The sequence below is a fragment of the Spirulina sp. CCY15215 genome, assembly GCF_016888125.1.
Classification (GTDB): Bacteria; Cyanobacteriota; Cyanobacteriia; order Cyanobacteriales; family Spirulinaceae; genus CCY15215.
The window spans coordinates 44,015-63,174 of sequence record NZ_JACSWA010000443.1 but is presented as its reverse complement, the minus strand read 5'-3'; the positions used below and the strand labels follow the sequence as shown (position 1 = coordinate 63,174).

Here is a 19,160-nt window from a genome sequence, read left to right as displayed (position 1 = left end):
ACCCAAATAACGTAGTACGCGGGGTACTTAGTCTGGTCAGAATGGCTTGTTAGATTTCTCTTTCAAGCCTCACGCCTTTAGGCTGAGGTTCCTGACATTGCTTCAGCGTAGACAACAATATAGCAAATAAAATTCTCGGATGACTGAGAAAAAACTGAAAAAGACCTAAAAAGATATTAATTTATCTAATCAAAGTCAACAAAAAAAAAGTTTTTTATGATGACTCTACCGAAAAAACTGCTAAAAAAGACCATTCCCACTAAAAAGTAAATACCCGATCGCAGGAGAGGTATAGTTTATAAAGGAAAAATGGAAACATTGTTTGATACAAAAAGGAAAGCTAATGAACGGTCGGAATTGGTTGGTCACAGACCACGGTACTTGTCAAGAGTTAAAAGCCGCAGAGGATGAGAAAATCCTGACAACTCCCTATCGCTTGTATCAATTTCTCGCCGATCTCGATAGCATTCTCGCTCGTTTTGACGATGATGCCGAGCGTCTCAAGCGAATCTGTCCCCGAGTCCGGCGCTTAATGGATGATTCGCCTTGGCTACAACTACAATATACATTCCCAGATCCTCAAAAGGGCTGGGCTGTTTCTATGCTTTATGACGAACCTGGATACCCAATTACAGTACAAATGGTTTCATGGGAAGGGGGACGAGTTTCGACCATTCACAATCATGCGACTTGGGGACTGGTGATGTTGTTGGATGGTGAGGAAAAAAATACTTTTTGGAAGCGATCGCCGGATGCCGAAAACCTCGATCGCATTGAAAGGGCAGGCGATCGCACTTTCTCATCGGGGGATATTATCTGTTTCCTACCGGATGCCATTCACTGTGTCGAAGCAATGGGAGAAAAACCGACTATTTCTTTTAATTTATACGGCATGACCATTTACGATCGCCGTTTTGTCTTCGATCCTAAAGCTCGCACAGCCAAAACATTTTAATTTCTGCTAGTCCCCCAAACAATGCTCGAACAATTTGCCAGCGACAATTATGCGGGAATTTGCCCCGAGGCAATGGATTATCTTCTCAAAGCGAATCAAGATAGTGCTTTAGCTTATGGAGAAGATGAGTGGACGCAAAAAGCGGCAGATTATTTCCGAGAACTTTTTGCAATTGATTGCGAAGTGTTTTTCGTATTCAATGGAACTGCGGCAAACTCTTTGGTGTTGGCTTCTTTGTGCCAATCTTATCATAGTGTTATTTGTCACGAACTGTCCCATATTGAGACGGATGAATGTGGAGCGCCAGAATTTACCTCAAATGGTTCTAAACTATTATTGGGTCATGGGGAACAGGGCAAATTAACACCAGATTCGATCGAGTCTCTCGTGACCAAACGCAGAGATATTCACTATCCCAAACCAAAAGTAATTAGCCTGACTCAAGCAACGGAATTAGGCACATTATATACTCTGGAGGAACTGGCAGCCATTCACGCGATCGCCCAACAGTATGATTTAAAAGTTCATCTGGATGGGGCAAGATTTGCCAATGCTGTTGCTGCTTTGAATGTGACTCCTGCGGAGCTAACTTGGAAAATTGGAGTCGATGTTTTGTGTTTTGGGGGAACAAAAAATGGGTTGCCTTTGGGAGAAGCAATTTTATTTTTTAATAAAGATTTGGCTGAAGATTTTTCCTATCGTTGCAAACAAGGAGGGCAATTAGCCTCAAAAATGCGCTTTATTTCTGCCCCTTTTTTGGGGATTTTAGAAACGGATGCTTGGCTTAAAAATGCTCGACACGCGAATCAATCTGCTGAGTATTTTGAACAGGAATTAAAGAAGATTCCCGATATCGAAATAATGTTTCCCAGAGAAGTAAATTCTATTTTTGTCAAGTTACCCGATCGCGTTATTTCTGCCTTAAGAGCAAAAAAATGGCATTTCTATACGTTTATTGGGGTTGGAAATGTTCGTTTTATGTGTTCTTGGGAGACAAGGCGATCGCGAATCGATGAGCTAATACAAGATATTCAGGAAGCGATTTGAGGAAGATAGACGACAGGCAAGAGAAAAAAGTATTTTTTTGTCTAGACTGATAAAATAGAATGAGAAAATATTGAATTCGATTTTTAGTTATATGAATATTGCTGATTTTGTCTTAATTGCTCTCAATCTCTTACTGGGTTTAACTATCTTTTTGTTTATTTTTCGGATTGTTCTGACCTGGTATCCCCAAGTTGAATTAACGCGCTTTCCTTTCAAGGCGATCGCCATTCCCACAGAACCTTTTTTGATTCCGACTCGCAAAATTATTCCACCCATTGGAGGTGTTGATATTTCACCTATTATTTGGGTGGGTATTGTTTCACTTCTCCGGGAAATTTTGGTCGGACAACAAGGTTTATTAAGAACTTTACTTTAAGATAGGCTCTAGGTCCCAATGTAGCAAGCCAATGTAGCAAGCCAATGTAGCAAGCTCAGACAACAAGCCGCACGATAACGGCTTGCTTTTTTTTCGGAGGTTATTCTCTCAAATTCCTGAGAGATGTTAAGATTCTTTGAGATTTACCTCACACACACCAAAACAAACTAATGGGTATCAGATTTTTCACCAATATAGTCGGCATGGCTTTGACCTGCTCGGTAGTTGTGGGAATTGCTCCCGCGATCGCCTCCTCACCCGAGGGTATTGCAGCCCCAAAACCGAGTAATGAAACCCTTTTACTCTCTCAAAACGCCACCAACAGTCAATTGAGCGCCCTTTTGCGTCAAGGCCGGGAACTCTCGGAGGCTGGAAATTACGACGCAGCGATTCAAATTTACGAACAAGCCGCACAATTGGATCGCAATAACCCGCGCATTTTCTCTGGACTGGGCTACTTACAAGCTAACCGGGAAAACTATTCGGCTGCTGTCACTGCCTATCGCCGAGCCGTAGAACTCGAGGCGAATAATGCTGATTTTTATTATGGTTTGGGCTATGCGTCGGCAAAAACTGGAGACTATACAGGTGCAGTAACCGCTTATCAACGGGCGATCGCCATCGCACCCAAGAATAAAGATAACTATTTAGGGTTGGCCGTCGCTCAGTTGCGTTTGGGCAACTATAACGAGGCGATCCAAACCTACCAACGTATCGTTCAGAACTTCGAGAATAGCGGCGATATTTACGGGACGATCGGGGTCGTTCTTCTCGAACAAGGACAACCTTCCCAAGCGATCGCGCTACTGCAAAAAGCACAACTCGAATATCCTAGCGAAGTCAAAATCAAACTTCCTTTAGCCGTTGCCCTGCTCCAACAGGGAGATTATGATAGCGGGGTTGCTATTTTAGAAGAGGTTTTGCGCCTCGAACCCGATAATCCTCAAGTTCAGATTCAGATCGGGAAAATCCGGCAAACTCAAGGAGAAATGGAGGCCGCAGAAGAGGCATTTCGTCAAGCGACTTATCTGGCTCCTAACTCAGCCGATGCCCATCTTGCCCTAGGAACATTTTGGCTGAGTCGAGATATGTTTTTAATGGCAACATCTTCTTATCGTCGAGTTGTAGAACTTGCCCCCAATAATGCGTTAGCGCACTACAATTTAGCGCTTGCTTTGAAAGGACGACGACGGACAGATGAAGCGATCGCCTCTTTAAAAACTGCTCTTTCTTTGTATCAACAACAAAATAATTCCGAAGGAGTCGCCCGAGTGAATGAGTTGTTAAAAGACTGGGATTAAATCTGTTAAAGTGGGTGTTTAGTGGGAATACCAACTCGACGCGGATATTGAGGGAGAGTTGGTACTTTTTTCTCTAAATAAAGGCAATGACGAATACTGTTGGTTAAGGGAGTTTGAAAAGAGGCGATCGATTGAATTTGGCCGCCTAACTTTGTGACAACAGGAGTTAAATTTTCGGTTTCTTCTTCCTGCCACTGTCCTCGATATAAAATTGCAATACCGCCTATTTTCAATAAAGGGAGGGCATATTCAGCGCAAACAGAGGGAGATGCTACGGCTCTAATCGAGACTAAATCGTAAGATTCCCTCTGGTTTGTATCTTGTCCGATTTCCTCGGCACGTCCGATTAAAGTCTTGACATTTTGTAGGTTTAATGCTGTTATTATCTCATCTAAAAGCAGCATTTTTTTACGCACTGAATCTAAAAGCGTTATCTGATAGTTTGGGCAGGCGATCGCGATAGGAATTCCAGGAAAACCTCCTCCTGTACCAATATCGATCGCCGTTTTCATTTCATCTTCTTGACCCAATATTTCTAAGGGAGAAATTCCGGCGATCGCATCCCAAATATGTTTTTCGAGAAAGTCTTGGGGTTCCGTAATTCCCGTGAGATTGCTAGATTTATTTTTTAAGATAATTTGTGCGTATAATTGTTGAAATTGTTGTAGGTGTTTTTCCTCTGGTTGCCAGTTCGAGATTTGCAAAATTTCTTGCGCGATCGCCATATCTAAACATACTTCATTCATCGCTATAGGATAGGCAAAGCCCATCAAAAATATTATTTTCGGTTTTGAGTATCTAAAAATTTAAGTTGTTGATAAAGCATGGAGATTTTGGGCAATTCAGTTGCTTTTTCTCTTGCCATTTCCAACGCATTACCTAAAATTCCTTCGATTTCTAACGGTCGTTTAAAATTATAGTCTAATTTCATACTGGTTAAATAGGGTTTCATGTTTTCAGTATGAGACAACATTTTTACAATGAAACTTGCACTAATTTCTCGCTGACAACTTCTCGCACCGATCGCCACTTCCTGCATTATTGCTTCCACGAGTTGACGACTATGGCGATCGCCCATTATTGCTTGGGTAGTTGCATTGAGAATTACCGATAAACTATTGTAGGGAATATTCCAAACGAGTTTTTCCCAACGACTTTGTAATAAGTCTGCTTTTAAAGCAATTTTTACATTCGCTTTCTGGAAGTCTTTGGCGATCGCCTCCATTCGTCCCGTAATTCCACAAGATTGATAGTTTAAGGCATATTCAGCTAAAACAATTTCTTGATAGTCGAGATGACGAATATGACCCGCAGTGATTTTATTGGCACAAATGAAACATAATCCTCCCATGATAAAACTTTGCGGGAAGATTTTGGCAATTTCCCTTTCAAAATTTAGCCCATTTTGCAAAAGAATAATAATACTATTCTCCCCCACTAGAGGCTTAAGAAGCTGAGGAAGAAGGTGATTCTGTGTAGATTTTAAAGCCACGATAATGACATCGCATTGAGGCATTTGTGACGGATCGCGATAGGCATTAACCCGAGGTAGAGTAAAATCTCCGTAAATAGACTCAACGATCAAGCCTTTTTCTTTAACGCGATCGTAGTCGCTACGGAGGAGAAAGTGAACAGGAAAACCCGCCTTTTGCAAACAAGCTCCATAATACCCTCCCACTGCACCAGTTCCGATAATGGCATAACTTTGCATAAATCCCATGAAAAGCTAAACTTTACTAATCAAAATTTGGAGAACTTAGAACCAGAAAAGAGAGGCGATCGCCTCTTGTGAAATAATATCTTTCCCAAAGATGAACATTGTAACAGGAGCGGGAATCATTTCCCCCCGAAAGTCGAGCAATTCAACTAAAATCAAATAGACAAGAGCTAAAAAGATAGAAATTGCTCCGGTAATAATAGCCAGAATTTTTCCGCGAGTCATTTTAATGAATAATCAACAATAAGCAATTATATCCTATAGATTCTTATTTAATTTCTGCTACCTCTCTTCACTACAAAGATGCTGAATAACGCGATCGTGGTCTACCCGCAAACTTCTCATCTCTGCGGCCATATCAGCAATAACTTGTATCCCACTGGTTAGCATCGCGCGATCGCCTTCTACTTGTTGGCTGATTCGGTCTAATTCACTCGTTAAATTGGCAATATTGCTCAATTTAGTTGCAAAAATTTACAAAATTAATATTAAGTGTTATAAAGGAAATTAAAATGGAGGACTCTCGCAGAATGTCTTTATTAAAGAGAAAAGGCGATCGCCTTGGCCGCGTAAATCTACGAGCCATTCTCATTGTGCCATTCGTGTTGCAAATTTTTGCCGCAGTGGGACTGACGGGATATTTATCTTTTAAAAATGGTCAGCAAGCCGTTACAGATTTGGCTGACCAATTAATGAGCAAAACCAATCAACTTGTCGCCCAACACCTCAACGATTATTTACAGTCCGCATATCAACTTAATGATATCAATGCCAATGCGATCGAGCAAGGATCATTCCAACCTCTAGAACTTGTCAAAATTGGCAAGTTTTTTTGGAGTCAACTTGACTCTTTTGATGTGGGATTTATCAATTATTCTCTCGTCACGGGAGAATTTGCGGGAGCCGGATATGTCGATGACGATCGCCCTTTAGTTGCCGAATATTCGCCGAATACAGATGGTAAACTCCATCATTATTTTAGAGATAAACAAGACAACTGGACAAAGAAAACCGCCGATTATGTTGTCGCTCCTCACGAAGAAGGCTGGTATAGTGAATCCGTTAAACAAGATAAGTCAGTATGGAGTCAGGTTTATCTGTGGAGTGGGAAATCGGGAATTATGGCTCTGGCGGCGGGTCGTCCCCTGTATGATGAAAGCGATCGCTTAATCGGTGCTGTTGGGGTCGATTTGATTCTCTCGGACATTGGTGAATTTCTGCAAAGTATCGAGGTGAGTCCATCTGGCCGTATTATCTTACTGGAGCGGAATGGGCAGATTATTGCCAGTTCTAGTTCAGAAAAGCCTTATAAAATTGTCGATGATAACGCCGAACGACTCAATATTCTGGACAGTGAAGACCCCACCCTCAAGCAAACCGCACAGTATTTAAAAGGTGAGTTTGGCGAATTAAGTCAGATCGATCGCCCCTTAGCGGCTGAGTTTTTACTAGATGGCGATCGCCAATTTCTCCGGGTTGTTCCTTTCCAAGACGAGAAAGGCATTGATTGGTTGGTGGCGATCGTTGTCCCTGAGTCGGATTTCATGGCGCAAATTAATGCCAATACCCGCACCACGATTTTGCTCTGTTTGGGGGCTTTAGTAGTGGCGACTCTGTTAGGATTCTATACTTCTCGCTGGATTACCCGGCCAATCTTCAACTTACAGCAAGCCAGCAAAGCGATCGCCTCTGGAGACCTCGATCGCGAGGTCAAAGGTCAGGGAATTAGAGAATTAGAAGGATTAGCGCGATCTTTTACCCAAATGGCGGCACAATTGAAAACCTCCTTCACTCAACTCGAAGATCGCGTCGCAGAACGAACGCTTGAACTCCAACAAGCCAAAGAAGAAGCAGACGGTGCTAACCAAGCCAAAAGTGAATTCCTCGCCAATATGAGCCACGAACTCAGAACGCCCCTCAATGGTATTCTCGGCTATGCTCAAATTTTAGGGCGATCGAAAACTTTACCGGAAAAAGAACGCCACGGCATTAACATCATTCATCAATGCGGCTCTCATTTGCTCAATTTGATTAATGACATCTTGGATCTTTCCAAAATCGAGGCGCGTAAACTAGAACTCTCTCCCAAAGCCTTGTATTTGCCCGCTTTACTGCAAGGAGTGGTGGAAATTTGCCAAATTCGCGCCCAACAAAAAGGACTTGATTTCCATTACCAACCCGATGCAAACTTACCGATGGGCATTGAAGCCGATGAAAAACGCCTGCGTCAGGTTTTAATTAATCTTTTGGGTAATGCCATTAAATTTACCGATGGCGGTGGGGTAACATTGCAAGTCAAACAATTATCCGCCAGCGATCGCGCCACACAACTCCGTTTTGCCGTCATCGATACAGGAGTAGGCATTGCCCCAGAGCATCAAAGCCAGCTATTCCAAGCCTTTGAGCAAGTAGGAGATAAAACTCGTCAAGCCGAAGGGACAGGGCTGGGACTCGCCATTAGCAACCGCATTATTCAGTTAATGGGAGGGGAAATTCAAGTTAAGAGTCAATTGGGAAAAGGTAGCGAATTCTTTTTTGAGGTTGAGTTTCCCTTAGCGCAAGATTGGAGTCGGAAACAAACCCTACTGGCGAATAATATCATCGGTTATGAAGGAGAAAAGCGTCAGATCCTGATTGTGGACGATCGCTGGGAAAACCGTGCTATCATCGTCAATTTACTCGAACCGTTAGGCTTTGTTGTCACTGAAGCGGAAAACGGGCAAAGAGGGTTGGAAAAATTACAACTCAACCTTCCTGATTTAATCATCACAGACTTAGCTATGCCCGTTATGGATGGATTTGCATTCATCGATCGCCTGCGCCATGACGATCGCTGGCAAGGGTTAAAAGTTATCGTTTCTTCCGCATCGGTAACAGAAGCCGATCGCCAAAGAAGTTTGGACTCTGGGGGGGATGATTTTCTGGCTAAACCCGTACAAGTGGAGGAATTATTTAATCTCTTGGCGCAACATCTCCAACTCACTTGGCAGTCAGAGAAAACCTCTATCCCTGCCTCCTCTGAGCCTCGGGATACTGACAACAATACTGACAACAATTTCGTTTCCCCTCCCCTGGAAACCTTACAACAACTGTTAGAATTAGCCCAGAAGGGACGACTCAAGCAATTAGAAGAGGTTGCTGCGGAAATCGGACAACAAAGCGATCGCTATCAGTCCTTTATCTCAGAAATATTGCATCTCGCCAAACAATTCCAAATTGAAAAGATTGAAAACCTTATTCAAGCCCGCATTGCTACCAGCGATCCTACAAAAGTGTAAAAAGTATGAATGATTTGCTGACAGGCTTAATTCTCATTGTTGATGATGTCCCCACTAATTTAGATGTCATCTGCCAAACCCTGAGCGATGCTGGATTTGATGTGGCGATCGCAACCAGTGGCACGCGGGCCCTGCAACAAATCGAACGAGAAAGACCGGATTTGATCTTATTAGATATTATGATGCCTGGAATGGATGGTTTTGAAACTTGCCAACACCTCAAAGCCAACCCTCTCAACGCCGATATTCCCGTTATTTTTATGACAGCTTTGGCGGATGCTGAGAGTAAAGTCAAAGCCCTAGAATTGGGGGCAGTTGATTATATTACCAAGCCATTTCAGGAAGTAGAAGTATTAGCAAGAGTGAGAACTCATCTCAAACTCTATCGCTTGACGCAAAATCTCGAACAGCAAATTCAGCAAAAAACAGTCGAGTTACAATCCTCCCAACTGCAATTGATTCAGAGTGAAAAGATGTCTGCATTGGGCAACTTAATAGCGGGAGTCGCCCACGAAATTAATAATCCCACTAATTTCCTCAAGGGTAATCTTGAACCCGCAGGAAATTACGTGCAGGATTTGCTAAATTTTATTGATTTGTTATTGGCAAAATGTCCTAAAAATGATGAAACCATACAAGAGGAAATGGAGGCGATCGATCTCGAATTTCTTCGTCAAGATTTGCCCAAATTACTCACATCAATGAATGTGGGAGTCGATCGCATTTGCGAGATTAGTAATAGTTTGCGGACTTTTTCCCGCGAGGATCGCGATCGCAAAACCGCCTTTAATATTCACGAAGGCATTGATAGCACTTTATTTATTCTCAAACATCGCACTCAAGCCAACGAACAACGACCGGAAATCGAAATTATTAGGGACTATGAAAATATTCCCGAGGTGCAGTGTTTCCCCGGTCAACTCAATCAAGTGTTTATGAATATTATTGCCAATGCGATCGATGCTTTAGATGAAAGTAATGTAGGGAAAACATTTGAACAGATAACAAAAGCTCCCAATTATATTACCATTAGTACGGAATTAAGTAAAGATATGCAAAACGTACTTGTCCGAATTGTTGATAATGGGATAGGAATGCCAGGAGAAGTGCAAGCAAAAATGTTTGAACAAGGATTTACGACAAAAGGAGTGGGAAAAGGAACCGGTTTAGGCATGGCGATCGCAAAACAAATCATTGAAGAAAAACATGGTGGGAAAATTTTCTGTTCGTCGAAATTAGGGGAGGGAACAGAATTTGCAATTTCTTTATCCCTTAGTTAACCCAAGTTGCTAGTTACAAATAGGATCTGTTTCGATTGTAATACCGCAATTGCATGGATGCGATTATAGGGATTAACTTGCTCGGTAGGATTGCAACGATCGGGCGGTACGAATACTCTCCCTGATACTTTCGAGTTCTTTTTCAGAGGCAAAAAGCTGCTCTGATGCCGTACTGAGGGCGTTTAATTTCACGCCGATATTGCCAATTGTAGCACGATGCCATTGCCATAAAGCGATCGCGGTCAAAGTTAAGGAAACACTGAGTCCCGCGACCAAAAAGACCAATAAACGCTGTTTCAGGGAGTTGCGATCGCGGCGATCGCGTTCTTGAAAGGCCAAACTGGCTTCAATAAAACGCTTTTCTGGCGGACTTAAATCCTCTTCTCGTTCTTTATACCAACGTTGCGCTTCTAATGAGGGTGTACCGTATAAGAGCATTCCTTCTTCTTCCTCCGCATTAACCCAGTCCTTCGCATGGATACGCAGGCGATTTTGAAAGGTGCGAAAATTGCGATCGTCTTCGATCCACTGTTGCAAGCGATCCCAAACGCGAATCAAGGCTTCGTGGACTAATTCAACGGTTATGATGGGGGGGGTATCTCGTCCGATGTTTGCGTTTGTAAGCACAATTAAACGCGCCTCTACGAGTTTTTGCAATAAAGTATCACAATCTTCTCCCAATTCCTGACGGGTCGCAACTCTGCGGGTATCGGCGATCGCTTCTCCCAAATGAACGAGTTGCAGAAAAATGTCCTGCGATCGCGCTTTTTCTGCGGGGGTTAAGGACTGATAAAACTGCTCTGCATGACTCGCTAATGCCCGTTCTACCCCCCCAATGTCCTCGTAAGCCTTATGAGTTAAAACACCCTCTTCCTGCCTCTCCCAGAGCAAAGTCAGAGCAAATTCAAGGAGAGGTAAATTCCCCGCTTCTTCACCAACAGCATCTAAAATGCGATCGCTCAATCCTGGGGCAATTTTAATGTTTAATTTTTGTGCAGGTTTCTCAATTGCTTCCCTTAATTCTTCTCGGTTCATAGGTTGTAAAAGTTCGGGAGGATATTGGCAGAGAAGATCGGCAAAGGGACGATAGGAAAGGGCGCGTTCTAAGAAATCTGCTCTTAATGTTAAAAGGAGCGTCAGTCGCGATTGCATATTAATTGCTTGAGAACTCGAATCGGCGTGGGACAGTAAAGGTTCAATCAGGAGTTGTAGAAAATTCTGCCGCATTTCTCGATCCGCACACAGGGTGTAAATTTCTTCAAATTGATCGACAAATAACAAAAAACGCCGTTTTTCTGAATCCTTTTGTAAAAAGCGATCGCTAAGATGGTCTAAGTTTATTTTTCTCTCGATTAATGCAGTAGCAAGTTTATTGATTTCAATGAGTCTCTCTGTTTCCTTGAGTTGAGGTTCTAGGCGATCGATACACTGTTCCGCTAATCTTCTAAAAGGGCGATCGCCTGGACGAAATGCGATCGTAATAGTATCTTCACTAATTTCAGGAATCATTCCCGCAAAGACGACAGAAGATTTGCCACTTCCCGAAGCACCAATCACTGTGATTAAAGATTTAGTATAAACAGCATACACCAACTTTTCAATTGTCGTTTCTCGTCCAAAAAAGAACGGTGCATCTTGCTGAGAAAATGCCGATAATCCTTGATAAGGACAAGTGAGAAATAATTGTTCCCCATTGCCTGTTTCCTCTTCCTCATTGCCTGTTTCCTGTTCCCCATTGCCTGTTTCCTGTTCCCCATTGCCTGTTTCCTGTTCCCCATTGCCTGTTTCCTGTTGCCTTTTCTCTCTTGCCTCTCCTCCAATTAATTGTTGCCAAGAAATAGGCAGTTCTGTCGGGTTTTGACAAATGACTGGCAACCAAGAAGCACAAGGGCATTGATCTTCTAAAACTTGCAAGCGTTCTCGTGCTTCTCTGACTGCTAAATACAAAGAAGTTCCTTTTATAAATGCTTTCAAAAAATACTTTAAAAATTCTTGAGCAACGAGATCGGGGACGGGTTCTCGCATCACAATAGTTTGGGGAATATGCAAACTTTCTAATTGTCGTACTAGCCCCAACCCATCACAGGAGTTAAAAATGGCTATTTTTACCCCTTGTTTGACTGCTTTTTTTAAGGCATGGGTCATTTCTCCTACATCAATTTTCTCTTGTTTATTAATCTCTAAATAGCCTTTTTCCCCATTTTGATAACTAGAACTATGTCCGGCAAAAAATAAAATATCCCAGCCTTCTGCATCCCATAGTTTTTGATAAAGAAGTTTACGAGAAGGTTCAACGAGAAAAACTGTTTCTGTATCGGGGAGTTCGGCGAGAAGATGGCGATCGCTTTCAATATCGATGCCTTGGGAATGCCCCAAAATCGCTAAAATTCTGGCTGTTTTTCGGGGTTTGAATTGGGTTTCAACTTGTTCGTAAGCGGGGGAACTCAGGGCTAATTCTGCTTGAGGATAGCGATGGAAAAAGTCCCATAAATGCCAAGGAAGACGGCGAATAATAGTATCTTTAACTTGGAAAATAACGCGAATTTCTGCGCGAGGAGAAAGTTTTTCCAGTAATTTTTCTCGAGGCGATCGAAAGGAGTCCGATCGCAACCATTGATTAAATTGAATGACTAAGTGTTCTGAAGTTTGTCGAAAGGCCAAGTCTAATTCTCGAGGCGATCCTTGAAAAATCTGGTTTTCTGTCTCTTCAAGACGGCCGACAAACCAAAGATTATGATACAAGGATTGCCAGTTACGGTACTGTAGCAACAAATCGGGCATTGGAGGTAAACTGCCCTTAGTGCGAGTTTGGGTCGAAAGAATGTTGTCTTCTGACCGTATTTCTAGGGTGACAGCCGTACCTTGCTGCAAGTCCCCATCGAGATCGAGGATAACCAGTACCATATTTCGGTCTATGTGGGAGGTTGTGCCTATTTACCAGTTGTAGCGCATTCAGTCCGGAAATTTTCTCTCGATAAGGAGTTTTTGGCAAGGGCGATCGGGTTATACTGAAAAATATTGAGAAAATTGCCTAAATTTTCAGGCAAGATTACGGCGATCGCTAGGAGTAACAAGGGAATGTTTGTAGAATCTCGTTCGGAACAATTATCTTTGGAGTTTGAGGAAAAAATAATTGTTGTCAATATTGCTGAATCTTTTGACACCGATCTAAAAAAACTATCCTTACAAGATCGCAAAATTGTGAAACGGAAACTGGAACAAATTGATACTTTTTTTGAAGAGGGAAACTTGAAATCTTTCATCCAAAAGATCAAACGAGTGCGAGGTATAAAATTATTAAGCTATACACCTTCATTGTATTTATTAAAAGTCAATGCAAAACTAAAAATTTTCTTGTTTTTTGTAGATGATCCCATTTTTTCTCAAAAAATCGTTACTTTTCTTCGTGTTTTTGCAAGTTGCGATCGTGACAAAGTTCTCAAAAGTTTAGTTGAATCGTATTACCAAGAAGAATTAGATCGATTAAGAATACAAGAGAGATGAGAAATAAAGTTTTATACGATGAATATGGTGTAATTAGAGAGGCATGGAAAATCCTTCCATCTGAATTTCGAGATGATTTTTTGGAGGTATTAGCAGAACTCGAGGATAATGAATGTCATCGACAAAGACAATTTTCTAAAACTCAACTACATAGAGTATCTAATTACGATCCAGCTGTTTATCGAGCTTATATTGATAAAATTTCTGGATGGAGGTTACATTTAATGTATCAAGATGGAGCAATCCATTTAAAAGACATTATCTCACCAGAACGTCACGATTCTGTCATACAAGTTATCAAAAGCAAAGAACATCGATACAAACAATCTCAAACTCAACAAAAGGACATAAAAAAAGGAAAGAAAAAGAAGAAATGATTGTTTTTGTTCTTGTAGAGACGTTCAAAGAAAACGCCTCTACATGATGCAAAAGAAACCTAAATATCCAAGTCTGTGAGATTTAATTTGGGTCCGTAGGTTTCAATGAACTGACGACGAGGTGCCACCCGATCGCCCATCAAAACGGTGAAAATGCGATCGGCTTCCGCAGCATCTTCAATAACTACTTTCTTCAACATTCGAGTTTCTGGGTTCATGGTCGTTTCCCACAGTTGTTTGGGCATCATTTCTCCTAACCCCTTAAAACGCTGGATGGTATAGTTAGCATTAGAAGGGAATTCCGCGATCGCCGCATTCAGTTCGCGATCGCTATACAAATATTGATGATTGCGTCCTCGTTCCAGTTTGTACAGGGGAGGACAGGCAATATAAACGTAACCCTGGTCGATTAAATCCCGTTGGTAGCGGAAGAAGAAAGTTAAAAGCAAGGTGCGTATGTGAGCGCCATCTACATCAGCATCAGTATTGTGACAACTTAAGCCACCTACACCGCAAACAAAGTTTTCGTCATCTTCAACGGAGAAATCGTAGACGTATTGACCGACTGGGTCAATTTCTTCATTGGTAATAACTTTTAAACCCATTAAATCATCGCTAATAGAAATAAAATCTAAGGGTTTTCGAGTAGGTTTAGCGAGATATTCTTCCACGCGATCGCAATTATTATGACGCTGCCAAATTGGCCAGCATTCTTCCAATTGCTCTTTCCCACAAATAGCAATGGAATAATAAGGATGTCGAGTTTGAATTTCCGCATCTTCAGGGGTCGAGGGTTGATGTTTTGTATGGGTGGCAATAATGCCTAATTGACCGCAAAGATAGAGTAAGCCATCTTTCAATTGATTTGAGTTTGTCGTAAAGGAAAGATTTGCACCTGCCGTTGTTCCATCTCCTAAGAAATAGCCCTCTAAAAAGATCAATTGTAATTCTTCACTGACACTGAAAACAAGATCGGGAAGTTTCTTCTTGTGGGCGACTTTTGCGACTCCCCACGCTTTCAATAACCGTGCGGCTGCAACACTATGAAAATAGAGTTTAATACCATCGCTATCGGGGTCGTGGTAACAACGCGGTATTTCTCCAAAAACCGACGCGATCGCATTTTTCAGTTCTTCAATGAACTCTTCATCTTTTTTGCCTATATTGAGGCTAACTTGATGTTGGCTTAACGTTCCTTCCGCAACGTACCATCCTAAAAACCACATTAATTCTTTCGTGATGGGTAAATAGCGATCGAAGGCTTTATCAATGTGGGCTTGAGGAACAATTTTAACTTCCTCTCCTAACTCAATTAATTCGCTAGGGGTAAAATAATCCATTGGTTTGTAAGCACTGACTTCTCGCCAACGGGCATTTTTACTGCTGTCATCATTAGCAATAAATTCATCAACTTTGGAAGGTAACGTTTCATAAACAATATTTTCATTACCTCCCAGTGCGTCTAAGTAACTCAAGAAGTGGGATAAAATGGGGCGATTGATACCGCGTTCCCAATGACTAATTGTAATCGGTTGTTTGACCCCACAAGCTACTGCGACTTTCTGTTGAGAAACTCCTACCGCTTTGCGTTGTGCAATGAGTTTTTGCCATTCTTCTTGGTCTAATTGTACCCGAGGTTCGCTCCATTGTTTCGGTTGAGAAACCTTAGCTAAAACTCGCTTTCCGGAAACTTTACGAACATCTTCTCCTTGCAGGTAAAGAGATTTTGTTAAACCTGCTTCGTAGAAGGTTCGCAGAAGATCGATCTGTTTTGGACTGTCAGAAGGACGGGGTAAACGACGAGGAGCAACTAAGATATCTCCCGATCGCACTTCATTACCTTTTTTCAGTTTCACTTCTCCATTTTCGTAAACATAAACGCTGTGGGAAGAGGTCACTTTAATCGAGCGATTGTACCGTGTAGTAATTTTGTACATTGGCTCTTTATGACCGTGGCGAATGACAGCTTTAAGAGGACGGAAACGGGTTTGATTTGTGGCTGGATCGAAGGCAATTACTTGATAGCGATCGCTGCTGCGTTTTCCTTCAACACAATCATCGATAAATTGGCCAATATTAACAAATTCTGTTTTGCCGCGATCGTCCATTATCAGAGTAGGTTCGTCCCCAGCAACGCTCATAATAATGACATAATGATAGCGTAATTGTGATACATCAAATTCATCTCCTTTGATACCCAAACCCAAGGCGGTAATTAAGGATTGAATTTCCGTATTTTTGTAGATTTTGGCATCATCGGTTTTTTCAATATTGAGGATTTTTCCTCGTAAAGGAAGGATAGCCTGGGTGCGGCGATCGCGTCCTTGTTTCGCACTATTATGAACGAATACACCACTTGCTAAAGCAAAATTATGACTGTGAGGAACTTCAATATCATAGACATCGTGTTTTTCGTTTAATCGTTCAATGGATACGATGCGATGATTATAATTCAAGACTGCTTCTCTTGCTTTTTCAGCATTTCCTTCAAAATAGCGATCGCAAAATGTATCAAAACGGAGTAAAGATTTATCGCGAGTGTTCTTGCGATATGCTTGATATTCTTCTAGTAGCAATTTGCCATGTTTGATTTCAACTTGTTTGAGCGCTGCGATTGTTTTTCGGTAATAAGTTTGATTCAACGCAGCACGACGTTTTTGCCGAAATTCTGGAGTCCATTGTTCTTTAGTTTTTTGACTTCGCCACTCCAGTAGTTCATTATTTTGCCACTGTTCTTTAGCATTCTCTGAACTAGCTTGACGTACTTCAGGATGCTCTACAAAATAATTGTGTACTCGTTCGGCTTGTGCTATTCGATTTTTTTCTTCACTCCAATATTCTTGTTGTGCGCGATATAACTGTTCGTGATTTTGCTGACGATAATCTTCGTTACTATTGTAAAATTCTTGCCATTTGTTCATCATATAGACTTTATAGTTTTCATCTTCCCACTGTAATTTAGCTTGTTGTGAGAGAATTTTTTGTGTGTTTGGCTGCTGCATTCGCTGGCTCATCTTATCGCGAAATTCCTGAGTTTGATGAATTTGACGACATTTCTCAATTACATCTGGACGATGCAATGTTTTTGTTAGATGCTCTTGATGAATTTGTAAATGCTGAATTGCCGATAGACGCTGTAAATTAGTTGGATTATTGTTGAGCTTATTAAAATCAAGATGATGACAATGCTCCCCATCTTCCCGACAATACACATTCTGCCAACGATTATACCAATCAGAAACTAAATGCGTGAATAACCAAGAATTGCTCTTAGGATTCCAAACCATTTCATAACCATTGATTGTAATACCCAGTTCGCTAATATCAGAAAGTTTTCGATAAAGCGGCATGAGAGAATCAGTGGGTGTTAGATCCGCAGCAGCTTTATATGTACAATCTCGCAACATAAATTGATGATCGGGTGTACAAATTAGCTCTTCTCCATTATCGAGCGTTACCTTAACCAATTCTGCATTTTTCTTGGTTATTCGTGCATTGAGAATTTGTTCGATTCCGATTGTTCCATTCTGGCGAATCGTATAACAGAAATTTTGTTTTCCGGCGGCTTCTTCTTCAACTAATTCTTTAAAACTGAGGGAACGACCATCAGCCAAAGCTACTTTTGTTTCTCCAACAAAACAACCTCCTGCACTATCTCCTTCGACAATATAAATCTCTGATTCTTCCGGATCGCGAGAACTACAATCTGCCAATTTACCTGGTAAAGGAGAGGATTCTAAAACCGATTTGCGGCGGACTAATTCGCGGGCGTGACGGGCTGCTTCTGCGGCTTTAAAAGCCTGAATTGCTTTATCAATAATAGCATCAGCAACGTGAGGATTAAATTCTAAATATTCGTTGAGAACTTCCCCCACAGAAGAATCAACAATTCCTCGGACTTCGGTATTCCCTAATTTAGTTTTAGTTTGCCCTTCAAATTCCGGATCGGGAACTTTTACAGAAATTACGGCTGTTAATCCTTCTCGGACATTTTCCCCCCCTAAATTCGATTCATTTTCCTTGATTTTATTGCGCTTGCGGGCAGTAGTATTCATGGTACGAGTCAGGACGGTTTTTAAACCTTCTAAATGCGTCCCACCGTCCACCGTGCGAATGTTATTGGCAAAGCCTAGAATTGTATCGCTGTAGGCATCAATACACCATTGCAGGGCAACTTCAACTTGTACGCCATTCTTCTCTCCTTCAACATAAATAATATCTTCGTGCAAAGGCGTTTTATCTCGCGTCATATAAGCGACATATTCCTTAATTCCTCCTTCATAACAGTAAGATTCGCTGCGGGGTTCCCCTGGACGGCGATCGCCAAAAGAGATCTTAACTCCTGCATTCAAATATGCCAATTCTCGCACCCGACCGGTGAGAGTTTGATAGTCAAAATCTATCGTTTCACTAAAAATCTGGGCATCCGGGAGAAAGGTCACTGAAGTTCCTGTGCGGTCTTTTTCTTGACTGGGTGTTGCAATTAATTCTGTTTGAGGAATTCCCCTTGCGTAGTGTTGAGTATGGAGTTTATTCTCCCGCCAAACTTTAATCTCAACCCATTCAGATAAGGCATTGACGACAGAAACGCCAACCCCATGTAATCCTCCAGAGACTTTATAGCCACCACTGCCAAATTTTCCCCCAGCGTGGAGAATTGTCATAACAGTTTCAACAGAAGACTTTCCGGTTTTGGAATTAATACCCGTGGGAATTCCTCGACCATCATCGGTAACGGTAACGGAACCATCGGCATTAATATCAATTTCAATATGGGTACAATACCCCGCTAGTGCCTCATCGATAGAGTTGTCTATAACTTCGTAGACCAGATGGTGCAGTCCCCTTGGACCTGTAGAACCAATATACATCCCTGGTCGCTTGCGAACGGCCTCTAGACCTTCGAGTACCTGAATCTGATCGTCGCCGTAATTGTCTGTCATGGGAATCCCTCAAATTTGAGTTAGGAGCGTGAGTTTCGCCCCTCGATAGCAAAATCTTCAGAAATTATAGCACAAAAGACTAGATGAAGTTATTATCGACTTCTGAAGAGATTTTTATTTCGGGATGCACCCCTATAATTTTGAGGATATGGGAAAAGTTCGGGAAGGGAATTCCAGTTGCAGCGATCGCCGAGCCTAATTATAGCAAATGAAGGCCACTTTGTCTTATAGGGTTTGGAGACCAAACCCCTACCGAGGCATTCTCACTTATAAAACTCATAGTAGCTGGGTTGCCAAGCATCCAGGGGCAATGGATAATTAAACTCGCACCGAACGTAAACTTTTCTTAAGGATTGAGCGATCGGTATTGTAATGGCACGAC

The 19,160-nt window shown here is 41.8% G+C and carries 14 protein-coding genes and 1 pseudogene; 8 read left to right on the top strand and 7 right to left on the bottom strand.

Annotated elements, in window-relative coordinates:
• Nucleotides 1–343 precede the first annotated feature (343 nt).
• The 4 genes from JUI58_RS13755 to JUI58_RS13740 all read left to right on the top strand — a co-directional run bounded on the left by JUI58_RS13755 (nt 344) and on the right by JUI58_RS13740 (nt 3,679).
• On the top strand, nt 344–955 hold the full coding sequence (locus JUI58_RS13755) for a cupin (RefSeq protein ID WP_204104367.1): 612 nt from the start codon (nt 344–346) through the stop codon (nt 953–955).
• A gap of 21 nt (nt 956–976) precedes the next feature.
• Nucleotides 977–2,002 (top strand): low specificity L-threonine aldolase, encoded by a 1,026-nt coding sequence (locus tag JUI58_RS13750; protein WP_204104366.1) that lies wholly within the window; start codon nt 977–979, stop codon nt 2,000–2,002.
• A gap of 91 nt (nt 2,003–2,093) precedes the next feature.
• Nucleotides 2,094–2,378: a YggT family protein gene (locus JUI58_RS13745; RefSeq protein WP_204104365.1), complete on the top strand. Its 285-nt coding sequence runs from the start codon at nt 2,094–2,096 to the stop codon at nt 2,376–2,378.
• A 170-nt stretch (nt 2,379–2,548) separates the two neighbouring features.
• Nucleotides 2,549–3,679 carry a tetratricopeptide repeat protein gene (locus JUI58_RS13740; RefSeq protein ID WP_204104364.1) on the top strand — a complete coding sequence of 377 codons (1,131 nt, stop codon included), beginning with the start codon at nt 2,549–2,551 and terminating at the stop codon, nt 3,677–3,679.
• 5 nt (nt 3,680–3,684) lie between these two features.
• On the opposite strand, the gene rsmG is transcribed toward JUI58_RS13740, so the two are convergent.
• The 4 genes from rsmG to JUI58_RS13720 are packed head-to-tail and all read right to left on the bottom strand — an operon-like array spanning nt 3,685 to nt 5,855.
• On the bottom strand, nt 3,685–4,425 hold the full coding sequence (gene rsmG / locus JUI58_RS13735; RefSeq protein WP_204104363.1) for a 16S rRNA (guanine(527)-N(7))-methyltransferase RsmG: 741 nt from the start codon (nt 4,423–4,425) through the stop codon (nt 3,685–3,687).
• A 32-nt stretch (nt 4,426–4,457) separates the two neighbouring features.
• Nucleotides 4,458–5,399: a putative 2-dehydropantoate 2-reductase gene (locus tag JUI58_RS13730; RefSeq protein WP_239121464.1), complete on the bottom strand. Its 942-nt coding sequence runs from the start codon at nt 5,397–5,399 to the stop codon at nt 4,458–4,460.
• Between the two features lie 36 nt (nt 5,400–5,435).
• The gene (locus tag JUI58_RS13725; RefSeq protein ID WP_204104362.1) at nt 5,436–5,621 is read right to left on the bottom strand and encodes a hypothetical protein; all 186 of its coding nucleotides are present in this window, start codon (nt 5,619–5,621) and stop codon (nt 5,436–5,438) included.
• A 57-nt stretch (nt 5,622–5,678) separates the two neighbouring features.
• Nucleotides 5,679–5,855, bottom strand: a complete 177-nt coding sequence (locus JUI58_RS13720; protein ID WP_204104361.1) for a hypothetical protein — start codon at nt 5,853–5,855, stop codon at nt 5,679–5,681.
• A 71-nt stretch (nt 5,856–5,926) separates the two neighbouring features.
• Between JUI58_RS13720 and JUI58_RS13715 the strand changes: the two genes are divergently transcribed.
• A complete protein-coding gene (locus JUI58_RS13715; RefSeq protein ID WP_204104360.1) occupies nt 5,927–8,674 on the top strand; it encodes an ATP-binding protein in 2,748 nt (915 codons plus the stop codon).
• Nucleotides 8,675–8,679: 5 nt separating this feature from the next.
• Nucleotides 8,680–9,954, top strand: coding sequence for a response regulator (locus JUI58_RS13710; protein WP_204104359.1), 1,275 nt, complete (start codon nt 8,680–8,682; stop codon nt 9,952–9,954).
• A gap of 72 nt (nt 9,955–10,026) precedes the next feature.
• On the opposite strand, the gene JUI58_RS13705 is transcribed toward JUI58_RS13710, so the two are convergent.
• Entirely contained in the window at nt 10,027–12,858 is a 2,832-nt protein-coding gene (locus tag JUI58_RS13705) for a CHAT domain-containing protein (protein ID WP_204104358.1), read from the bottom strand.
• A gap of 123 nt (nt 12,859–12,981) precedes the next feature.
• Between JUI58_RS13705 and JUI58_RS13700 the strand changes: the two genes are divergently transcribed.
• Together JUI58_RS13700 and JUI58_RS13695 are read left to right on the top strand one after the other, a co-directional pair.
• Entirely contained in the window at nt 12,982–13,458 is a 477-nt protein-coding gene (locus JUI58_RS13700) for a hypothetical protein (RefSeq protein WP_204104357.1), read from the top strand.
• Nucleotides 13,455–13,835 carry a hypothetical protein gene (locus JUI58_RS13695; RefSeq protein WP_204104356.1) on the top strand — a complete coding sequence of 127 codons (381 nt, stop codon included), beginning with the start codon at nt 13,455–13,457 and terminating at the stop codon, nt 13,833–13,835. The genes JUI58_RS13700 and JUI58_RS13695 overlap by 4 nt, the downstream gene beginning before the upstream one ends.
• 59 nt (nt 13,836–13,894) lie before the next feature.
• On the opposite strand, the gene JUI58_RS27765 is transcribed toward JUI58_RS13695, so the two are convergent.
• Nucleotides 13,895–15,943 (bottom strand): LAGLIDADG family homing endonuclease, encoded by a 2,049-nt coding sequence (locus JUI58_RS27765; RefSeq protein WP_348539892.1) that lies wholly within the window; start codon nt 15,941–15,943, stop codon nt 13,895–13,897.
• Nucleotides 15,944–15,970: 27 nt separating this feature from the next.
• Nucleotides 15,971–18,784: pseudogene (locus JUI58_RS27760) on the bottom strand (ATP-binding protein); the annotation flags it as partial.
• Nucleotides 18,785–19,160 lie beyond the last annotated feature (376 nt).

Bases quoted from the DNA above. Each gene is read 5' to 3' on its own strand.
- JUI58_RS13745 (WP_204104365.1), top strand. From the start codon at position 2,094: ATGAATATTGCTGATTTTGTCTTAATTGCTCTCAATCTCTTACTGGGT.
- JUI58_RS13715 (WP_204104360.1), top strand. From the start codon at position 5,927: ATGTCTTTATTAAAGAGAAAAGGCGATCGCCTTGGCCGCGTAAATCTA.
- rsmG (WP_204104363.1), bottom strand. From the start codon at position 4,425: ATGAATGAAGTATGTTTAGATATGGCGATCGCGCAAGAAATTTTGCAA.
- JUI58_RS13695 (WP_204104356.1), top strand. From the start codon at position 13,455: ATGAGAAATAAAGTTTTATACGATGAATATGGTGTAATTAGAGAGGCA.
- JUI58_RS13750 (WP_204104366.1), top strand. From the start codon at position 977: ATGCTCGAACAATTTGCCAGCGACAATTATGCGGGAATTTGCCCCGAG.
- JUI58_RS13730 (WP_239121464.1), bottom strand. From the start codon at position 5,399: ATGGGATTTATGCAAAGTTATGCCATTATCGGAACTGGTGCAGTGGGA.
- JUI58_RS13755 (WP_204104367.1), top strand. From the start codon at position 344: ATGAACGGTCGGAATTGGTTGGTCACAGACCACGGTACTTGTCAAGAG.
- JUI58_RS13725 (WP_204104362.1), bottom strand. From the start codon at position 5,621: ATGACTCGCGGAAAAATTCTGGCTATTATTACCGGAGCAATTTCTATC.
- JUI58_RS13740 (WP_204104364.1), top strand. From the start codon at position 2,549: ATGGGTATCAGATTTTTCACCAATATAGTCGGCATGGCTTTGACCTGC.
- JUI58_RS27765 (WP_348539892.1), bottom strand. From the start codon at position 15,943: ATGGACGATCGCGGCAAAACAGAATTTGTTAATATTGGCCAATTTATC.
- JUI58_RS13705 (WP_204104358.1), bottom strand. From the start codon at position 12,858: ATGGTACTGGTTATCCTCGATCTCGATGGGGACTTGCAGCAAGGTACG.
- JUI58_RS13710 (WP_204104359.1), top strand. From the start codon at position 8,680: ATGAATGATTTGCTGACAGGCTTAATTCTCATTGTTGATGATGTCCCC.